Source organism: Streptomyces luomodiensis (assembly GCF_031679605.1).
GTDB classification, from domain to species: Bacteria; Actinomycetota; Actinomycetes; order Streptomycetales; family Streptomycetaceae; genus Streptomyces; species Streptomyces luomodiensis.
On sequence record NZ_CP117522.1, the window covers coordinates 6,653,487 to 6,669,974 of the forward strand.

13 protein-coding genes are annotated in these 16,488 nt (G+C 73.3%); 4 read left to right on the top strand and 9 right to left on the bottom strand.

Translation table 11 applies throughout. The features are described from left to right. Nucleotides 1-48 precede the first annotated feature (48 nt). Nucleotides 49-711: an endonuclease NucS gene (gene nucS, locus PS467_RS28125; protein WP_311037573.1), complete on the bottom strand. Its 663-nt coding sequence runs from the start codon at nt 709-711 to the stop codon at nt 49-51. Nucleotides 712-922: 211 nt separating this feature from the next. Between nucS and PS467_RS28130 the strand changes: the two genes are divergently transcribed. Then, nucleotides 923-1,315: an SCO5389 family protein gene (locus PS467_RS28130; RefSeq protein ID WP_311037574.1), complete on the top strand. Its 393-nt coding sequence runs from the start codon at nt 923-925 to the stop codon at nt 1,313-1,315. A gap of 37 nt (nt 1,316-1,352) precedes the next feature. Here PS467_RS28130 and PS467_RS28135 read toward each other — a convergent pair whose 3' ends face one another. Continuing rightward, nucleotides 1,353-2,438 (bottom strand): LLM class flavin-dependent oxidoreductase, encoded by a 1,086-nt coding sequence (locus tag PS467_RS28135; RefSeq protein ID WP_311037575.1) that lies wholly within the window; start codon nt 2,436-2,438, stop codon nt 1,353-1,355. A gap of 208 nt (nt 2,439-2,646) precedes the next feature. Between PS467_RS28135 and PS467_RS28140 the strand changes: the two genes are divergently transcribed. Continuing rightward, nucleotides 2,647-2,973, top strand: a complete 327-nt coding sequence (locus PS467_RS28140; protein WP_311037576.1) for an Rv1322 family protein — start codon at nt 2,647-2,649, stop codon at nt 2,971-2,973. 45 nt (nt 2,974-3,018) lie between these two features. Here the strand turns inward: PS467_RS28140 and PS467_RS28145 are convergent, their stop codons facing one another. The 6 genes from PS467_RS28145 to mce all read right to left on the bottom strand — a co-directional run bounded on the left by PS467_RS28145 (nt 3,019) and on the right by mce (nt 13,245). Continuing rightward, nucleotides 3,019-4,014: an ABC transporter permease gene (locus tag PS467_RS28145; RefSeq protein ID WP_311037577.1), complete on the bottom strand. Its 996-nt coding sequence runs from the start codon at nt 4,012-4,014 to the stop codon at nt 3,019-3,021. After that, nucleotides 4,011-5,300 (bottom strand): ABC transporter ATP-binding protein, encoded by a 1,290-nt coding sequence (locus PS467_RS28150; protein ID WP_311037578.1) that lies wholly within the window; start codon nt 5,298-5,300, stop codon nt 4,011-4,013. Before PS467_RS28150 ends, PS467_RS28145 begins: the two co-directional genes overlap by 4 nt. Nucleotides 5,301-5,381: 81 nt before the next feature. After that, nucleotides 5,382-6,317, bottom strand: a complete 936-nt coding sequence (locus PS467_RS28155; protein ID WP_311037579.1) for a hypothetical protein — start codon at nt 6,315-6,317, stop codon at nt 5,382-5,384. A gap of 912 nt (nt 6,318-7,229) precedes the next feature. Further along, the gene (locus PS467_RS28160; protein ID WP_268974465.1) at nt 7,230-8,168 is read right to left on the bottom strand and encodes a coiled-coil domain-containing protein; all 939 of its coding nucleotides are present in this window, start codon (nt 8,166-8,168) and stop codon (nt 7,230-7,232) included. 229 nt (nt 8,169-8,397) lie between these two features. Further along, nucleotides 8,398-12,546, bottom strand: a complete 4,149-nt coding sequence (scy, locus tag PS467_RS28165) for a polarized growth protein Scy (protein WP_311037580.1) — start codon at nt 12,544-12,546, stop codon at nt 8,398-8,400. Nucleotides 12,547-12,792: 246 nt separating this feature from the next. Next, the gene (mce, locus tag PS467_RS28170) at nt 12,793-13,245 is read right to left on the bottom strand and encodes a methylmalonyl-CoA epimerase (RefSeq protein ID WP_268974466.1); all 453 of its coding nucleotides are present in this window, start codon (nt 13,243-13,245) and stop codon (nt 12,793-12,795) included. A 156-nt stretch (nt 13,246-13,401) separates the two neighbouring features. On the opposite strand from mce, the gene PS467_RS28175 reads away from it, so the two are divergent. After that, nucleotides 13,402-14,577, top strand: a complete 1,176-nt coding sequence (locus PS467_RS28175; RefSeq protein ID WP_311039983.1) for an acetyl-CoA C-acetyltransferase — start codon at nt 13,402-13,404, stop codon at nt 14,575-14,577. Between the two features lie 2 nt (nt 14,578-14,579). Next, nucleotides 14,580-15,539 carry a methylmalonyl Co-A mutase-associated GTPase MeaB gene (meaB, locus tag PS467_RS28180; protein WP_311037581.1) on the top strand — a complete coding sequence of 320 codons (960 nt, stop codon included), beginning with the start codon at nt 14,580-14,582 and terminating at the stop codon, nt 15,537-15,539. A 279-nt stretch (nt 15,540-15,818) separates the two neighbouring features. Here the strand turns inward: meaB and PS467_RS28185 are convergent, their stop codons facing one another. Then, nucleotides 15,819-16,457 carry a PepSY domain-containing protein gene (locus PS467_RS28185; protein ID WP_311037582.1) on the bottom strand — a complete coding sequence of 213 codons (639 nt, stop codon included), beginning with the start codon at nt 16,455-16,457 and terminating at the stop codon, nt 15,819-15,821. Nucleotides 16,458-16,488 lie beyond the last annotated feature (31 nt).

Consider the following 16,488-nt stretch of genomic DNA (forward strand, 5'->3'; position numbering starts at 1 on the left):
ACGACGGAAGAAGGCCCGGGGCCGTCGGCCCCGGGCCCCAGCGGCCGGTCAGAAGAGGCGGAGCTTGTCGTCCTCGATGCCCCGGAGCGCGTCGTAGTCCAGCACCACGCAGCCGATGCCCCGGTCGGTGGCGAGGACGCGGGCCTGGGGCTTGATCTCCTGGGCGGCGAAGATGCCCTTCACCGGGGCGAGATGCGGGTCCCGGTTGAGGAGTTCGAGATAGCGGGTGAGCTGCTCGACCCCGTCGATCTCACCACGGCGTTTGATCTCCACGGCGACCGTCGCCCCGTCCGCGTCGCGGCAGAGAATGTCCACGGGGCCAATGGCAGTGGGGTATTCACGCCGAATAAGCGTCCAGCCATCGCCGAGTGTCTCGATACGGTCGGCGAGCAGCTCCTGGAGATGCGCCTCGACCCCGTCCTTGATCAGCCCGGGGTCCACGCCGAGTTCGTGCGAGGAGTCGTGGAGGATCTCCTCCATCGTGATGATGAGCTTCTCGCCCGCCTTGTTCACGACCGTCCACACATCGTCGTCGCCTTCCTTCAGCGTGCACGGCGGAGACATCCAGTTGAGGGGTTTGTAGGCCCTGTCGTCCGCGTGGATGGACACGCTGCCGTCGGCCTTGACGAGGATCAGACGGGGTGCCGAGGGAAGGTGGGCGGTGAGGCGGCCGGCGTAGTCCACAGAGCACCGGGCGATGACGAGACGCATGGTCGGCAACGCTACTCGACCACCACCGCCTCACGCGATTCGTCCGTCGATGGCCCCCTTCGGCGATGGCTGGTTGTGTGCCCATTCTCCTGGTGCGGGGGCAGTGGCCGAATTACCGTTGAAGCGGGTGGTCGTCGGATGGGTACGCTGCGTCGCCGTCCGCCCTTCCCGTCCCTGAGACCCCGCTCGCGGGGTCGCGAGAGGAGAACCCATGTCGCTCGACGTCTCACCGGCCCTGCTCGAACAGGCCGAGCGAGGCGAGGTCGACGAAGCCGCCTTCGTCGACTGCGTCAGGAACTCCCTACCCTACGCATGGGAGATGATCAGCTCACTGGTGGCACAGCTGAAGGTGGACGGCGGGGAGTTCGCCGACAACCAGACGCCGCCGCCCGACGAGCAGGCACGCGGTCAGCTGCTCCGCGCACTGGCGAGTGACGCGATACGCGGCGCGCTGGAGCGCCACTTCGGGGTGCGACTGGCCTTCCAGAACTGCCACCGGGTCGCGGTCTTCCCGGTGGACGCCTCCGCCGACGAACGCCTCGCCCGCTTCACCTCGGTCCGGGGGCAGCTGCTCAACCAGTCACCCGAGCTCCGCGACTGCTGACGGGACCTCCGCTGCCGCTCCGCCAGGGGGAGGTGTATCAGCGCAGGAGCGGCAGCACCTCACCACCGAGCCGACGCACATTCTCCTCCGTGGTCGCCAGATCCCCCGACCCCTCGACCAGCAGCGCGAACCGGCGGATACCGGTGTGCTCCGCGGTCGCCGCCAGCCGGTCGGCGCACAGCCGCGGCGATCCCACCGGATGCAGCTCGCACAGCAGCTCCGCGTAGGCCACGGGGTCACGCATCCGGCGCTGCCGGCCGTCGACCGTCACATGCGCGTCCAGCCCCTGCCGTAACCAGCCGGGCATCGCCTTGACCAGGGTCTCGGCCGCCGTCTGCCGGGAGTCCGCGACCTGCACCACCCCGGCCGAGACATGCCGCGCCGCCACCGCCTCGACGTCCTCCGGGGTACGGCCCGCCTCCAGCGCGCACTGCCGCCACAGGCCGACCACCTCGGCTTTCTCCTCGTCCCCGCAGTGCATGCCGAGCAGCATGGGCAGCCCGCGCTCGGCGGCGAGCCGCACACTGGCGGGCGAGGTGCAGGCGACGAGCACCGGCGGGGCGCCCACCGCCTGTCCTTCCAGGCCTTCCGGTCGTTCCCGGCCTTCCGGCCCTTCCGGTCCGCCGAGGGCGTCGTCGGCGCGCGGCACCACCGCCACCTCGCGGAAGGAGTACCGCTCCCCGTCCGCCCCCACCCGTGGCTCGCGCAGCCAGCGCAACAGCAGATCGAGCGATTCGGGGAAGCCCTGCTCGTACGCCCGCAGCCCGGAGCCGAAGACCTCGAGATCCACCCAGGGGCCGCCGCGGCCGACACCCAGCGTGAACCGGCCACCGGAGAGGAGGTGGAGCAGTGCGGCCTGCTCACCCAGCGCGACGGGATGCGCGGTCGGCAGTACGCTCACCGCCGTACCGACGCCGATCCGGCGGGTACGTCCCAGCACCAGCCCGGCCAGGGTGACCGCGGACGGACAGACCCCGTACGGAACGAAGTGGTGCTCGGCGATCCAGACCGCGTCCAGTCCGGTCTCCTCGGCGAGCTCGGCCGACCGCACCGCCCGGTGCAACGCCTCTTCCTGTCCCTGGCCAGGGAATTGAGCGGCCAGGATAAAAGCCCCCACATCCATTGTGAACTGCCTCCTTGTCGCGGCTCAGCTGCCGACGCGGGCATTCCCCCTCATAGGCATTAACGCCTGACACGTGCCAAGGGCACGGGCGGGCATGAAGTTTTCATGATGATCGGAGGGCGGGTGTGGACGACGGCTTACCGGGGCGGTGACTGTAGCGCGTACGCTGGTCACAGCCCGTTAGCTCCCAGTTCTGTCGAGGTGCCCCGTGTCTCCACGCCGAAACCGCCCGCGAGGCGGCGAGAAGCCCGAGAAGCCCGTCGGTCGGGAGGGCACGGACCGTTATGGCCTCGATCGCATGGAGAGCTGGCAGGGGGAGGAGTGGGTGGTCCGGCAGGTCGGCGGCACAGCCGCCGCCAAGCACTACCGCTGCCCCGGCTGCGACCAGGAGATTCCGCCGGGGGTGGCGCATGTGGTCGCCTGGCAGCAGCACATGGGCGCGGACGACCGGCGCCACTGGCACAAGGCGTGCTGGAACGCACGGGACCGCCGGAGCGCCAAGCTCCAGCGGTCCCGTAACGCGCCGAGATACTGACTCAGGCCCCCCGCCGGCCCTCCTCATCGCTCCTACGCGTCATCGCTACACATCGCGCCTCTCCAGCAGCACATACGCCCCGACCAGCGCCCCCGCCGCGATCGCGGCCAGCACTCCCAGCTGAGGCCAGCCGCTGTTCAGGCTGTCGTCGATCCGGAAGAGGGAGGCCAGCGCCTGGGGCGAGGCGTACTCCTGCATCTTCACACCCAGATCGCGGAGGCTGTCCGACATCATCAAGAACGCGGGGAGGATGGACGGCAGCAGCACCACACCGAGCATCGTGGTGATGGCGCCCGCGGAGTGCCGCAGCATCGACCCGACGGCCAGCGACAGCAGCCCCAGCAGCGACACATACAACCCCGCGCCGACCGTCGCGCCCAGTATCTGGTCGTTCGTCGGCTCCATGACCTCCGGTCCGCTGTGCATCCCCATGCTGGCGTAGGCCACCAGCGTGAGCGCGAGCGTCGTGGTGGTGAACGACAGGGCGAAGAAGACCAGCACCTTGGCGGTGAGCACCCGTGAGCGCTGCGGGGAGGCGGTGAAGGTGGTCCGGATCATCCCGGTGCCGTACTCGGAGGTGATCACGAGCACCCCGAGGGTGACGATGCACAGCTGGCCGAGCAGGATGCCGAAGAATCCGGGGAGGGTGGTGGGGACGTCGCTGTAGTCGGTGTCACTGGTGCCCGCCGCCACCAGCAGCCCGACCCCGGCGACCAGCGCGACCATGACGCTCAGCGTCCAGATCGTGGAGCGCACCGACTTGATCTTCGTCCACTCGGAGGCGAGGGCGTTGCCGAGGTGGGTGCGCCGGACCGGGATCGGCGAGGTGTACGGGCCGACGGCGGCGTACGGCTGCGAGGGAGACCCGAACGGCATCGGCTGGTGTGCCTGCGGCTGCGCCTGCGCGTGCGATCCGGGGTGCTGCGGCGCCGCCTGGTGCGGTTGCCGCGGCGGCATCGGCGGGGCTGCTTGCGGAGGCCCCTGGGGAGGACCCTGCGGGGGGACGGGCGCCTGGGACTGGTGCTGGTACGGGGTCGTCATCGGGCGTCCTCGGTGTCGCTCTTGTTCAGATCTGCGGGGGCGGGCGGCGCCGCGGGCGGCTGAGCCGGGGGAGCCGGGGGAGCGGTGGGCAGCATCGCGGGCGCGGCGGGTGCCGCGGGCGCGGCGGCGGAGGCGGCCGGAGCAGCGGGAGCGGCAGGACCGGCCGGCGCGGCGGGAGAGGCCGGCGCGGCGGGGATCGCCATGCCCGGGGCGTGCGGCTGCGGCGGGGCCGGCGGTTCCGCGTACCCCGGCAGCACGGTCCCGGGCGGGAAGCCCACGGGCTGTCCCGGAGCGGCCGGCGCATAGCCGTACGGCCCGCCCTGCGGCACCGCGCCGGGGACCGCCTGCTGGAGGGCGGCGCGCTCGTCGAGGGTCGAGCGGTAGTCCACCGCGCCCTGCGTCATCCGCATGTACGCCTCTTCCAGCGACGCCTGGTGCGGGGAGAGCTCCCACAGCCGGACGTCCGCCCCATGCGCCAGATCGCTGATGCGCGGCAGCGGCAGCCCGGTCACCCGCAGCGCGCCGTCCTGCTCCGGCAGCACCTGGCCGCCCGCCTCGCTCAGCGCGGCGGTCAGCTTCTCGCGCTGCTGCGGATCGCCCTCGGGGGTGCGGACGCGTGCGAAGTCCGCCGAGTTGTAGGAGATGAAGTCCTTGACGCTCATATCGGCGAGCAGTTGTCCGCGCCCGATCACGATCAGATGGTCGGCGGTGAGCGCCATCTCGCTCATCAGATGGCTGGAGACGAAGACGGTGCGGCCCTCGGAGGCCAGCTGCTTCATGAAGTTACGGACCCAGAGGATGCCCTCGGGGTCCAGGCCGTTGACCGGCTCGTCGAAGAGCAGCACCTGGGGATCGCCGAGGAGGGCGGCCGCGATGCCCAGACGCTGTCCCATGCCGAGGGAGAAGCCCTTGGAGCGCTTGCGCGCCACGTTCTGGAGTCCCACCACGCCCAGCACTTCGTCGACCCGGCGGGCCGGAATCCCGGACAGCTGGGCGAGGCAGAGCAGATGCTGCCGTGCGCTGCGGCCGCCGTGCACCGCCTTGGCGTCGAGGAGCGCGCCCACCTGGCGGGGGGCGTTGGGCAGTTTGCGGAACGGGTAGCCGCCGACCGTGACATGGCCGGCGGTGGGCTCGTCGAGGCCCAGGATCATCCGCATCGTGGTGGACTTGCCCGACCCGTTGGGCCCGAGGAAGCCGGTGACGGCACCCGGCCGCACCTGGAAGGACAGGTTGTACACGGCCGTCTTGGCGCCGTAGCGCTTCGTCAGGCCGACTGCCTCGATCATTCTCCGCCCCTCATGAGCATGGGTCGGGCGTGCTCGCCCCCGGTGAGGCTTAGGAGGATAACGGCGTGTTGACGGTTCCCGTTATTCGAGGGATGAGAGCGCATCGTAACCCTGGGGCCGTCCGGGGCCGCCGCGCTCGTCCTCCGGGCAGCGCAGAAGGGCGGGTTGGGGCAGCGCCCAGCCCTCCTCCTGGAAGATCCGGGTGCCGGTCGCCCGCACGGCGGGGCCGGCGCCCGCTCGGGCGACCCAGGCCCCAGGGTCGGGGCCGAGGAGTGCGCGCAGCCGCGCCGAACCGGCGAGCAGCCGGGTGAGCAGGGCGCTTTGGTCGCCGCCGCCGGGGAGGGGGCGTTCGGTGCCGTCCGGGGACACCAGCACCCCGCGCTCGCCGACGTAGAGATACGCGCCCCGGAGCCGCTCGCCGGACGGCATGACCATCGGGTACTCCGCACCGGGCAGCAGGACGCGGCGGTAGTTGGGGTACTCGGTGGCGTCCACGGCCGCCAGCTGCTCGGCGTCCAGCCAGCTGACGACCAGGGGGGTGCGGGCTCCGGGCGCCGTGTACGGGGCGGAGGCCACGTAACCGTACCGGCCGATGTGGGCCGAGCAGCCGACCGCGATGCCGTGCACGTCGACCGGGACCATGGGGACGGCGGCCGGGCGGCCGGGGCCGGAGAGCTTGTGGTGCAGCTGGGCGGGGGAGGCGTTGGAACCGACCGCGATGACGGGGTGGCGGTCGGCGGTCGGGGCCCGGCCCAGGCGGTTGAGAACGGCGTCGAGCGGCTCTTGCCGCCCTTGGTTCCGCTCTCCGCTCCGTCCCCCGCTCCGCTCTCCGCTCCGTGCTCCGCCGGGCGTTGTGAGGACCGGCCAGGTGCCCAGCCGGCCCGGCGCGGGCTCCAGCTCCCACAGCTCTCCGGCGGTGAGGAGGGTGGGACGGGTGATGGGGCGACCGGGATAGGTCAGGGGCTGCTGGGCGGGGACGTCGGCGAAGCCGAGGGCGCTGAGGCTGCGGTCGGTCACGGGGAGTGCCTCCCCCGCCCCGCCCCTCCCCGAAACCGGCCCACAAGGGGGCTCCGCCCCGGGCCCCGGCCGCCCCGTGGGGGCTCCGTCCCGGGCTCCGGCCGTCCCGTGGGGCTCCGCCCCGGGCTCCGGCCGTCCCGTGGGGCTCCGTCCCAAGCCCCGGCCGCATGCGGGGACTTCGTCCCGGGCCCGTGCTTCTTGAGGGGCGGAGGGCTCGTGTTCTGGGCTCTGCCTCGGGTCTCGTGCGGGGTGCCGGCCCTCCGGGCCGCTGCTCCGCAAGCTCGGGAGAGCTGGGGCTTACGTGGCGGGCGGGGCCCGAGAGCCGTCTGACCGGGGCTGGGCAGCCGCCTGCTCCGGGGCGGAGCCGCCGCGTCGTGGCCGGACGGGGAGTCAGCGTGACGCACCGAGGGCGCCCGGAGCGCCGGGACTCGCGTGGCGTCGTGGCCGGACGGGGAGTCAGGGTGACGCACCGAGGGCGCCCGGAGCGCCGGGACTTGGGTGGCGGCGGGGCCGGAAAGCCGCCGCCCCCTGCCCAGCGAGCGGCCCGAACGTCTGGCGCGGCGGCCGCCGCGGCCCCCTCCACGGTCCGGTGGGCGGCCACCGCCGGCACCGCCGGGATCGCGGCGACGGTCGCGGCGGGAGCCGGCCGCGCCGCCGTGCGACACCTGCGCCGCGCCGCCGTGCGACACCTGCGCCGCGCCGCCGTGCGACACCTGCGTCGCGCCGACGAGGTGATCCAGGATCGTGCCGGGACGAAACCGCCGCGTCGTGGCGGGGCCGGGGAGCCGAGGTGACGTACCGCGGGGGCGCCTCGCGGAACCGTGGTGAGAGCCCCGCCGGGCCCCGGACATACGCGTGCCCCGCGCCGCTCGTGGCGGCGCGGGGCATCGTGGGCTGCGTGGTGAGCCAGGGTCACCGGGTCTGCTGGGCGGGGACGCCGCGGCTGACCGCGTCGTCGTCGCCCTGACCGCCGGCCGCGGCCACGGCCGCGCCGGTCAGCGTGGCCAGCATCTCGCGGACGTTGGTCAGCTGGGCGTTGATGCTGTCGCGACGGTTGGTGAGGGCCGCGAGCTCACGCTCGGACTCGCTGCGGATCCGGTCGGCCTTGGCGTTGGCGTCGGCCACGATGTCCTCGGCCTGGCGCTGCGCGGTCTCCACGGTCTGGCGGGCGCGGCGCTCGGCGTCGGTGCGCAGCTTCTCGGCCTCCAGGCGCAGCTGCTCGGCGCGGTGCTCGATCTCGGCGAGCCGCTTCTCGGCCTTGGCCTGACGGGACGCCAGGTCGCGCTCGGACTGCTCGCGACGCTTGGCCAGGTTGGTCTCGAAGTCGGCGGCGGCCTGGGCGGCCTTGGCGCGGGTCTCCTCGAAGAGGGCGTCCGCCTCCTCGCGCTTGGACTGGGCGTCCTTCTGCGCGTCCTGGCGCAGCGTGGCCGCCTCGCCCTTCGCCTTCTCGACGATCCGCGCGCCCTCGTCCTCGGCCTTGGCCTTGCGCTCGGCGGCGAACGCCTCCGCGTCGTTGCGGACCTGCTGAGCGGCCGACTCGGCCAGGTCACGGTGCTGTTCGGCGGCCCGGCGAGCCTCCTCGCGCAGTTCCTTCGCCTCTTCCTCGGCGAGACGGAGGATCTTCTCGACCCGGGCGCCGAGCCCCGCGTAGGACGGCTCCGAATCGTTGATCTGGGCCTGAGCGTTCTGCGTCTCGAGGTGCAGCTCCTCGATGCGCTTTTCCAGAGAGGTGATACGGGCCAGTGCACTGTCACGGTCGGCGACGAGCTTGGAAATGCGGTCGTCCACCTGACCGCGGTCGTACCCACGCCGCACGAGCTCGAAGCCGAAGGGGGAGGAAGTGTCGCTCATGGGGTTCCTGTCGAAAGAGACCGGTGAGGTGATAGAGGGAATCCTAGGGGGACAAGCGGCGTGTCATCGAGTCAACGGCTGTTTGATCTGCAATATCTCCAGCCTTTTGAGTGGCGGTAAGGCGGAGACCTCGTCACTCGTCGGGATGATACGGACACGCCCCGAAGGACGCTGCTGACTCAGATTGCCACAACCGGCCCCCGCTCTGCGCGAACGGGCCCCCCTCCGACTACCCTTCCGATCGCTTTCCACTCCTCGTCGCTCCCGCGCCCGCCGCCGTTTTGACTCCGCCGTTCTCCTTGCCGCCCGCGCCGCCCGATGCGGGGGTCTCAAAGGACTCCAACGCCTCGAGCACGTCCTGGACACGGGAGATCTCCGCATTGATGTCCTCGCGGCGCCGCTTGAGCAACTCCAGCTCGCGCTTGCCCTCGTCGACGATCTGCTGGGCCTCCTCCGTGGCCCGGACCCGGATCCGCTCCGCCTCCCGGTCGGCTTCGGTCTTCTTCTGCTCGGCTTCCTTGATCAGACCCTCGGCCTTCTTCACCGCCGCGATCCGCACCCGGCTCGCCTCGCTGTTCGCGTCCGCCACCAGCGACTTGGCCTTCTCCTCGGCCTTCATCAGCTGCGCGGTGGCCGCCGCGACAAGCTTGTCCACCCGCTCGCCGGTGGCCTTCATCTGCTCCGCGGACTCCCGGCGGGCCCGCTCGTGCAACTCCTCGACCTCGGACTCGGTACGGGTGCGCAGCTCCTCGGCGCGCTCCCGGATGGCCGTGGCGTCGCCCCGGGCCTCGCTCAGCATGGTGTCGGAGTCCGTACGGGCCTTCTCCACCAGGGAGTTGGCCTCGGCCGTGGCCTCGGAGACCAGCCGCTCCGCCTCCTTGCGGGCCGCGCCCACCATGGCGTCCGCCTGCTCCTCGGCGGCGGTCGCCGTGCGCAGCGCGGCCTCCTGCGCCTCGGCGGTGAGCCGCTCGGCCTCCGCCGAGGACTCGGTGACCAGCCGGTCGGCCTGCTCGGCGGCGTCGGAGCGCCGCTTGTTGGCGTCCTCGCGCGCCTTGTCGATCAGCCGGTCGGCCTCGGCCTGCGCCTCGTTGCGGATGCGCTCCGCCTCGGCCGCCGCCGCGGCCTCGACCCGCTCGGCCTCGGCGCGGGTGCGCGCCGCGTGCTGCTGCGCCGACGTGACCGTCTCCGCGGCCTCGCCACGCAGCCGCTCCGCCTCGGCGGTGGCCTCCGCGTGCAGCCGGTCGGCCTCGCGGGTGGCCTCGGCGACCAGCCGGTCGGCCTGGCCGGCGGCCTCCGAGCGGATGTTGTTGGCGTCGCCGCGGGCCTGGGCCCGGGTGCGGGCCGCGTCCTGCTCCGCCGTGGCCCGCGCGTCGGACGCCTCGGTACGCAGCGCCTGCGCCCGCGCGGTGGCCTCCGAGACCAGCCGCTGCGCTTCCTCGGTGGCGCCGCTGATCAGTGTGTCGGCCTGTTCGGCGGCCTCGGTGCGGGTCTTGTTGGCCGAGCGGCGGGCCTCGTCGAGCGTCTCGTCGGCCTCGGCCCGCAGCCGCTGTGCCTCCTCGGTGGCGCCGCTGATCAGTGTGTCGGCCTGTTCGGCGGCCTCGGTGCGGGTCTTGTTGGCCGAGCGGCGCGCCTCGTCGAGCGTCTCCTGGGCCTCGGCCCGCAGCCGCTCGGCCTCGTGCGTGGCCTCGGTGACCAGCCGGTCGGCCTGCTCGGCCGCCTCGGTGCGGCGCCGGCCCGCGTCCTCGCGGGCCTGTGCGGTCAGCCGCTCGGCCTCCGCGATCGCCTCCGCGACCGTGTGCTCCGCGAGCGCCTTGCCGGCCTCGGCCTCCTCGTGGGCCTCCTGCCGTACCCGCGTGGCGTCCTGCGAGGCGCGCTCCCGCTCGGCGTAGGCGTCCGCGCGGACCCGGTCGGCCTCCTGCTGGGCCTCGGTGCGCACCTGCTCCGCGGCGTGCTCCGCGGCCGTACGCAGCCCGCTGATCTCCTGCTCGGCCTGCTCGTGCAGCCCCGCGACCGAGTCCCGCACCTGCTGCGCGGTCTGCTCGGCGGCGGCCACCAGGTCGGCGGAGCGCTGCTCGGCCTCCTCGACCAGCCGCTGTGCCTCCGCCTGCGCCTCGGAGACCCGGGTCCGGGCGGCGGCCAGCAGCTCCTCGCTCTGTTCGCGTGCCGCCGTCCGTTCCGCCTGCGCCTCCTCGCGGGCGTCGGCGAGCAGTTCCTCGGCCTCGCGGCGGCGGCGGGCCGCCTCCTCCTGGGCGGCGGCCAGGGCCTCCGCGGCCTCCGTGCCGATCCGCTCGGCGGCGCTCGTCGCCTCCGCCCGCACCCGGTCGGCCGTCTCCTGGGCCTCGGTGCGCAGCCGCTCGGCCTCCGCGGCGGCCTCGCCGCGCAGCCGTACGGCCACCGACTCGCCCTCGGCGCGGGCGTTGGACGCGTCCGCCGCGGCCTCGTCGCGCAGCCGGGTGGCCTCCTCCTCGGCCTGCCGGCGCAAGCCGCTCAGCCGTTCGGCGGACTCCGCGCGCTGCCGCTCGATCTCCTCGGCGGTCTCCTTGCGCAGCCGCTCGGCCTCTTCGCGGGCGTCCCGCAGCGCCTCGTCGGCGGAGGAGAGCCGCTGCTCGGCCTCCTGGTGCAGCCGGTTCAGCTCGGCCTCGGCCTCGGCGCGGCGGTCCTCGGCCGCCCGCTCGGCCGCCTCGCGCAGCTCGTCGGCCGCGGTGGCCGCCTCCGACTTGACCCGCTCGGCCTGCTCCTCGGCCGAGGTCACCAGCTCGTCGGCCTCGGTACGGGCCCGCTTCAGCAGGTCATCGGCCTGCCGGCGCAGCGCGTTGGCCCGCTCGATGGCCTCGGTGCGCACCCGCTCGCTCTCGGCGGTGGCCCCCGCGCGGGTCTCCTCGGCGTCGGCCTTCGCCTTGGTCAGCAGGTCCTCGGCGGTGCCGGCCGCCTCCTCGATCTGCTGGACCGCCTCCCGGCGCGCCTCGGCGAGGATCTTCTCGCCCTCGGCGACCGCGTCGGAGCGCAGCTGCTCGGCCTCGCCGCGCAGCCTGCGGGCCTCCTCCTGGAGCTCGACGGTCTTGGCGCGGTACTCCTTGGTGTCGTCCTTGGCCGCGCCCTTGAGCTGTTCGGCGGTGTCGTGCGCCTCGGCCCGCAGCCGGTCCGCCTCTTCCTCGGCCTCGCGCCGGATCCGCTCCGCCTCGTCGGTGGCCGCCTTGGTGGTGGCCTGCGCCTTCTCCGAGGCGCGGCTGAGCACCTCCTCGGCGCTCCGGGCCGCCTTGGCCAGCTGGGCCGCCGAGTCCTCGGCGGCCTTGGCGCGCGCGTCCTCGCCCGCCTCGGCGAGCAGCCGCTCGGCCTCGGCGCGGGCGTCGTCGCGCAGCTGCTCGGCCTCGGCCCGCAGCCGCTCGGCCTCCTTGGTGGCCTCACCGACCAGCCGGGCGACCTCCGCCTTGGCGGTACGGGTGCGCTGCTCGTTGTCCGACTCGGCGGCCGCGAGCTGCTTGGCCGCCGCCTCCTTGGCCTCGGTGACCACCTTCTCGGCCTCGCTGCGCGCCTCGCGGAGCGCCTGCTCGGCCTCCTGCATCCGCTGCTCGGCGGCGCGGGTCTGCTCGGCCGCCGCACGGCGGGCCTGGTCGGCCTCGGTGGCGGTGGTGGCGCGCAGCTGCTCGGCGTGGTCGGTGGCCTCCTGGGCCTGGGCACCGGCGCTGGTCAGCAGCCGCTCGGCGTCGGCGCGGGCCCGGCGCAGGATCGCCTCGGCCTCGGCGCGGGCGGCCTCCGCCTCCGTGCCCAGCCGCTGGCGGGCCTGTTCGGTCAGGCGCTGGGCCTCGGCGCGGGCCTCGGCCAGGGCCTGCTCGGCCTCCGCCCGGGACTCGTCCATCAGCCGGCGGGCCTGCGCCTCGGTACGGGCCCGCAGTTGCTCGGCCCAGGCCACGTTCTCGTTGACGTGCGACTCGACGGTGGCGCGGCGCTCGGCCAGCTCCTGGTCCAGCCGCTGACGCCGGGCCACGGCCTCGGCGTGCAGCTCGGCTTCGAGCCGGGCCTGCCGCTCGGCCTGCTCCTGGAGCAGCCGCTGGGTCTGGGCCCGGGTTTCGCGCAGCTCCCGTTCGGCGTTGGCGCGCAGCTGGTCCGCCTGGATCTGCGCGTCCCGCAGCAACTGCTCTGCCTGGTAGCCGGCGTTGGCGCTGTCGTAGGCGGGGCGGGCCGCCAGATTGCGGCGCGCCTCGTGCAGCTTGGCGCGCAGCACCTCGACTTGGTAGCCGAGGTCGTCGGCGTGCTGGACGGCCTTCTCCCGCTCGGTCTTCAGCCGCTCCATCTCGGCCTCGAACTTCGAGAGCTGATCGTCAGGCTCGTAGCGGTCGTAGCCCCGCACTGCGCGGTCCCATCCGTCCCCTGGTCGCATTGGCGGCCGACTCCGTAACCCTCGCGGCCCCCGTGGTCCCTTGCGGTGCCCCGGGGCCCCTCTGCGGTTCCCTTGCGGTACCGACCAGGCGAGGTGCGTGCCGGGTCGGACCGGAGCTGGCCCTTCCGAAGAAATGGTGTCAGATCATCGGCGTAGCCTGGGCCGGACCCCGATCCCTTTCCGATTCCGTACCCGGGCCGATGCTGCACTCTACCGGCCGGGGAAGGGGTAGGTCAGTGGTCCGCTTCAGTGATCCTCTTCGCCCGTGTGCGCGGCGGGGTTCGCGGCGGTGACGAGCTCGGTCAGCACACCGTGACAGTCCTTGGGGTGCAGGAAGGTGATCCGGGAGTCCATCGAGCCACGGCGGGGCTGTTCGTAGAGGACCCGGACGCCCTTGTCGCGGATGGCCTCGGAGTCGGTGTCGACGTCCGCGGTGCCGAAGGCGATGTGGTGGACGCCCTCACCGTTCTTGGCCAGCCACTTGCCGACCGCGGAGTCCTCCCGGATCGGCTCCAGGAGCTGGAGGTACGACGCCCCGCCGTCGGAGGTCTCATTGATCTTGAGCATGGCCTCGCGGACGCCCTGCTCCTCGTTGATCTCGGTGTGGAACACCTCGAAGCCGTAGGTGGCACGGTAGAACTCGACGGTCTTGTCGAGGTCGGAACAGGCGATCCCGATGTGGTCGATTCTCGTCAGCATGGGACCAGTGCACCGCCGCACGGCCGGTTACGCAACGTGCGCGCGATCACACCGATGGGCCGGTGACCGCGCGGGTACTCGTCAGTACATTGACGATAACCCTCGTTAACTTCCTTCTCCTCGTGAAGGGACGCTCCAATGACTCGTACGTCCTCAGTGATGGTGGCGGGCGCCCGTACGCCCATGGGCCGGCTGCTCGGCAGCCTGCGCTCGTTCTCCGGTGCCGACCTGGGCGGAATCGCGATCAAGGCCGCGCTGGAGCGGGCCGGGGTCGGCCCCGAGCAGGTGCAGTACGTGATCATGGGGCAGGTGCTCCAGGCGGGCGCCGGGCAGATCCCGGCCCGGCAGGCGGCGGTCAAGGCCGGTATCCCGATGAGCGTGCCCGCCCTGACGATCAACAAGGTCTGCCTCTCCGGACTGGACGCGATCGCCCTGGCCGACCAGTTGATCCGGGCGGGTGAGTTCGACATCGTGGTCGCGGGCGGCCAGGAGTCCATGACCAACGCCCCCCACCTGCTGCCGAAGTCCCGCGAGGGCTACAAGTACGGCGCGATCGAGATGCTCGACGCGATGGCGTACGACGGGCTCACCGACGCCTTCGAGTCCATCGCCATGGGCGAGTCCACCGAGAAGCACAACACCCGGCTGGGCATCCAGCGCCCCGAGCAGGACGAGTTCGCCGCCCTCTCCCACCAGCGGGCCGCCGCCGCCCAGAAGAACGGCCTCTTCGACGCCGAGATCACACCGGTGGAGATCCCGCAGCGCAAGGGCGACCCTGTGGTCTTCGACAAGGACGAGGGCATCCGCGGCGAGACCACCGCGGAGCTGCTGGGCCGGCTGCGGCCCGCGTTCGCCAAGGACGGGACGATCACGGCGGGCACATCGTCGCAGATCTCCGACGGGGCCGCGGCGGTCGTGGTGATGAGCAAGGCCAAGGCGGAGGAGCTGGGGCTGGAGTGGCTCGCCGAGATCGGCGCCCACGGCAATGTGGCGGGACCCGACAACTCCCTCCAGTCGCAGCCGTCCAACGCGATCACCCACGCCCTGGGCAAGGAGGGGCTGACGGTGGACGACCTCGATCTCATCGAGATCAACGAGGCGTTCGCCGCGGTCGCCGTGCAGTCGATCAAGGATCTAGGGGTTTCCCCCGAAAAGGTGAATGTGAACGGGGGCGCGATCGCCCTCGGCCACCCCATCGGGATGTCCGGCGCGCGGATCGCGCTCCATCTGGCGCTGGAGCTGCGGCGGCGCGGCGGCGGCACGGGGGCGGCGGGCCTGTGCGGTGGCGGCGGGCAGGGTGACGCGCTGATCCTCCGCGTGCCGGGGAAGTAACCATGGCTGATGTGGCCACGCTGGTGGAGCAGGCGCGGCAGGGGCGGCCGCGTGCGGTCGCCCGGCTCATCTCGCTGATCGAGGGCGACTCGCCCCGGCTGCGCGAGGTGATGGCCGCGCTCGCGCCACTGACCGGGGGCGCGTATGTGGTCGGGGTGACCGGCGCACCGGGGGTCGGCAAGTCCACCTCGACCTCCGCGCTCGTCTCCGCCTACCGGCGGGCGGGGAAGCGGGTGGGCGTGCTCGCCGTCGACCCCTCCTCGCCGTTCTCCGGCGGGGCGCTGCTCGGCGACCGGGTACGGATGTCGGAGCACGCCTCCGACCCCGGCGTCTACATCCGCTCCATGGCCACGCGCGGCCACCTCGGCGGGCTCGCCTGGGCCGCCCCGCAGGCCATCCGGGTGCTGGACGCGGCCGGCTGCGATGTGGTGCTGGTGGAGACGGTGGGCGTCGGCCAGTCCGAGGTCGAGATCGCCGCCCAGGCCGATACCAGCGTGCTGCTGCTGGCGCCGGGGATGGGGGACGGGATCCAGGCGGCCAAGGCCGGGATTCTGGAGATCGGCGATGTGTACGTGGTCAACAAGGCCGACCGGGAGGGGGCCGACGCCACGGCCCGCGAGCTGGGCCACATGCTGGGCCTGGGCGAGGCGCGGGCGCCGGGGGACTGGCGGCCGCCGATCGTGAAGACCGTGGCGGCGCGCGGCGAGGGGATCGACGAGGTCGTCCAGGCGCTGGAGAAGCACCGCGCGTGGATGGAGGAGCGCGGTGTGCTCGCGGAGCGCCGGATGCGGCGGGCGGCGGGCGAGGTGGAGACGATCGCGGTGACGGCGCTGCGGGCGCGGATCGGCGATCTGCACGGGGACCGCCGGCTGGGGGCGCTCGCGGAGCGGGTCGTCGCCGGTGAGCTCGACCCGTACACGGCGGCGGACGAGCTGGTGGCGGGGCTGACCGAGCGGGGCTGACCGGGCGGGGCCGGCCGCGGCGCCACGGGCACCGGTTCGCCCGGCTGGACCGGCGGCTGCGCGCCACCTCCGTCGGCCGGAACCGGTGACGTACGTGTCCGGCGCCCGGGTCGTGGTGTTCCGCTGGGGGGCCGCCGTTACGGCACGCCCGCGGCCCGTTCCCACCGCGAGCCGGGACCGAGCGGGGGAGCGAGGGGTCCCTGCTCCGGCCCCGCTCCGTCACCTCGGCCGGCCGCCCGTCAGTCCTCGTCAGGCTTCGTCAGTCCCCGTCAGTCCTCGTCAGTCGTCGTCGCCGTGGTCGTCGCTGTCGTTGTCGCCGTGGTCGTCGTCGGCCGGGGCCTGGGTGACCTTGCCCGACTGGAGGCCGACGGTCAGGTCGTGCTCCTTGTGGTTCTTGACGACCTCGACCTCCCACACCGCCGTGCGGTCGCCGTCGAACTCCACGGAGGTCACCGTGCCGTGGGACGCGGCCTTCCGGGCCGCCTCGGTGGCGGACACCGCGGCCTTCTTCAGCGCGGCGGCCTCGGCCGCGTCCTCGGCGGCGTCCTCGGCGTCGTTGTCGTCCCGGTCCACCCGCTGGTCCACGACCTTGGCGTCGGAGGCGTCCAGGGTGACCTCGTGCCACGCGCCGTCCTTGCCCAGGACGTCGGCCTCCCACTGGCCGTGGTCCAGGTCGAGGGAGGCCAGTGTGCCCGGGACCGCCTTCAGGGCGGCCTCGGCGGCGTCGGAGAAGGACGCGCGGGTGGTCGTGGAGGCGCCGTCGGCCCGGTCGCCGGACTGGCCGCCGGCCCAGGCGTCCGCCGCGGCGGCGGACGAGGACGGGGCGCGGTCCGCTCCGCCTCCCGCCACGGCGAAGGCCGTACCGCCGGTGAGGAGAGCGGCCGCGGCGACGGAGGCGATGACGATGTTGCGCTTCATAGGTGGGTTCCTCCCCATTCGTGTCCATCCG

What these genes read in the sequence shown, in the direction of transcription:
- PS467_RS28160 (WP_268974465.1), bottom strand. Translation starts at nt 8,168, where the DNA reads ATGAGCGACACTTCCTCCCCCTTCGGCTTCGAGCTCGTGCGGCGTGGG.
- PS467_RS28150 (WP_311037578.1), bottom strand. Translation starts at nt 5,300, where the DNA reads ATGATCGAGGCAGTCGGCCTGACGAAGCGCTACGGCGCCAAGACGGCC.
- nucS (WP_311037573.1), bottom strand. Translation starts at nt 711, where the DNA reads ATGCGTCTCGTCATCGCCCGGTGCTCTGTGGACTACGCCGGCCGCCTC.
- mce (WP_268974466.1), bottom strand. Translation starts at nt 13,245, where the DNA reads ATGCTGACGAGAATCGACCACATCGGGATCGCCTGTTCCGACCTCGAC.
- PS467_RS28145 (WP_311037577.1), bottom strand. Translation starts at nt 4,014, where the DNA reads ATGACGACCCCGTACCAGCACCAGTCCCAGGCGCCCGTCCCCCCGCAG.
- scy (WP_311037580.1), bottom strand. Translation starts at nt 12,546, where the DNA reads ATGCGACCAGGGGACGGATGGGACCGCGCAGTGCGGGGCTACGACCGC.
- PS467_RS28130 (WP_311037574.1), top strand. Translation starts at nt 923, where the DNA reads ATGTCGCTCGACGTCTCACCGGCCCTGCTCGAACAGGCCGAGCGAGGC.
- PS467_RS28185 (WP_311037582.1), bottom strand. Translation starts at nt 16,457, where the DNA reads ATGAAGCGCAACATCGTCATCGCCTCCGTCGCCGCGGCCGCTCTCCTC.
- meaB (WP_311037581.1), top strand. Translation starts at nt 14,580, where the DNA reads ATGGCTGATGTGGCCACGCTGGTGGAGCAGGCGCGGCAGGGGCGGCCG.
- PS467_RS28135 (WP_311037575.1), bottom strand. Translation starts at nt 2,438, where the DNA reads ATGGATGTGGGGGCTTTTATCCTGGCCGCTCAATTCCCTGGCCAGGGA.